Origin of the sequence: Bacillus sp. RCC_6_1 (assembly GCF_041360755.1) — a bacterium.
GTDB lineage: Bacteria > Bacillota > Bacilli > Bacillales > Bacillaceae_G > Bacillus_A > Bacillus_A cereus.
In genome coordinates, this window is sequence record NZ_JBFUPV010000033.1 from 1 (window position 1) to 2,304 (window position 2,304).

Sequence of the window (2,304 nt, forward strand, 5' to 3'; positions counted from 1 at the left end):
GACTTCCTTATGTTAACATCTTCGTTAGTTAATGTCAACTAAGTTTTTTTATTTCATTTGTCGCTTGCGACGTTATTGTCATCGGCGACTTGTCCTATATTACACCTCTATATAATAATAGTCAATATTAATCTTTCATTTTTTTAAAAAGATGAAAAAGACTCTCATACCCCCCTTTTATTTCTCATACATATCAATAAGATAACTGAAAGGAGTGTAGAACTTGTTCAACCCTTCTTTATTACACATCATAAGCTCCCATTCAAGAAGCCCACACTATCATAGGAAGTTTCCAATCATTCTATTTTGGAGTCAAAAAAGCGGTTGTACTTCTCTTGCTAAGTGGTTCTTTTACCAGATTGATTTATTACAAACCGCTCTAAGCTATAGTCCTTTCATTCATAATTATGAATATGATATATACAAAAGTACACCTACCTATAGTGTACGACTAGGAATAGCTCTACGAGAAAAACAAAAAGAAACTTTTAAACTCGTTCGTAACCCTTATAGGAGAGCAGTCAGTTCTTTCGTATCCTTAATTGGACCTCCTTATATGGAACATCCCGAATGGAAACCCATCCGAAAGTTTTTATATCAAGATGAAAATTCCTCCAAAGGGATCTCATTTAAACAATTTCTATACTATCTATTTATGAAAGGAGCTCACGCAAGTGATATTAACCCACATTTCACACAACAATATATAGCTGGTGAAGAAGAATATGTGACCAATTATATATACTTAGAAAACTTCGATCAAGAAATGAAAGAATTAGAAAAGCGTTTCGAATTAAAAACCGCACCAATAAATGAGTTCTCAACATCATGGCATCATCAAACTCCCGCCATGATTTATAAAGGGGATTTTAGCGAAGGCGATATTACTGATCCTTTATTTCCCCGTCATCCGACTTTTGAAAGCTTTTATGATACTGAATGTATACAACTTGTCCAAACAATATTTCAAAATGATTTCGACACATATAAATACAGCAAAGAATATCCATACTAACTTTAGTCTATTATCTTTGCTAAATAAAAAAGATACCTCATATATAAGGTATCTTTTTAACATTTCAATTATATAAATCATACTGTTTAACAGTCTCTATTCTCCACCTTGTTACCTTTTAATAGATTACATAACTTTTGCTTATCCGCCCATCCTACTCCGATTAAAACTAAACTCGCTCCCATTATTACTCTCCATGTCAGAGATTCATTTAATAGAATAATTGAAGTAACAATACTTATTAATGGTAATGCATTTAAATATAATCCGCTTACTGATGCTGAAACTCTCTCTAGCGCTTTATTCCAAAACCAATATGCTAAAATTGTTGCTCCAATAACAAGGTATATTACACTAAGTCCCGTTTTCCAAGTTTCAACCTTTGGGAGACCGTAATAAAAAATTTCTACCAGTGCAAACGGTAAGAGAATAACAGCTCCAATAATTAAAGTTAATGTTGTAAAAACCTCGTTTGATAAATACTGTTCTTGTTTTGGCCGTTTTAGCAAAACTGTGTAGAAAGCAAATAGAAAAGTACTTAATAATATCAGTATATCTCCTATTAAAGACACTTCTTGATTAGCACTTTTAGATGGAATCGTAATAAAGAGTACTCCTATAGCACCCAATATAATTCCTATCCAATAATTCAATCGAATTTTCTCTTTCAAAAAGAGTGCTGAAAAAAGAATTGTAACTAATGGTAATGCAGCATCTATAATACTCACATGTAATCCACTGGTTAAAGAAATACCGTAGGATGTAAACATAAAATAACCAGCTACACCGGTAAAAGCTAACAAACTCATTCTTTTCCATGGAACTTTTTTATGTACAACTGATTTTTGTAGTTGCTTAAATGAGAATAGCATACAAATTCCACCTGCAAAGAAAAGACGAATAAACAACAAAGTAAACGGCTGAATAGATTCTAACGCCCATTTTGTTGGCGCAATGGCTGTGCCCCATAATATAACAGCCACTAATAACATGCATATTTCTTTCATAATCCCCCACACCCATCAAAAATATATGTTAACTACCTTAATTATAGATTTTTTCTAATGTAAAATCCTTCAAAAACACAAAAGGTTATGTTAAAAGAGCTAGATTGCTACTTTTCATATAACCTTTTTATATAAGATCACAAACATTCTTGTTACATCTGGACTATATTCTTATAAAGGTAATTCTTACCTTTAAATTTAAAATAATAAAAATAAACACAAAAAAACCTAAGTCGAAACGACTTAGGTTTTTGCTTGGCGACGTCCTACTCTCACAGGGAC

General features: G+C 32.2%; 2 protein-coding genes. One reads left to right on the top strand and one right to left on the bottom strand.

The genetic code is table 11. The annotated features are described in order from the left end of the window. Positions 1-223: 223 nt before the first annotated feature. On the top strand, positions 224-1,015 hold the full coding sequence (locus AB6801_RS31145) for a sulfotransferase family 2 domain-containing protein (RefSeq protein ID WP_000483020.1): 792 nt from the start codon (positions 224-226) through the stop codon (positions 1,013-1,015). A gap of 86 nt (positions 1,016-1,101) precedes the next feature. Here the strand turns inward: AB6801_RS31145 and AB6801_RS31150 are convergent, their stop codons facing one another. Beyond that, the gene (locus AB6801_RS31150; RefSeq protein WP_000658284.1) at positions 1,102-2,022 is read right to left on the bottom strand and encodes a DMT family transporter; all 921 of its coding nucleotides are present in this window, start codon (positions 2,020-2,022) and stop codon (positions 1,102-1,104) included. Positions 2,023-2,304 lie beyond the last annotated feature (282 nt).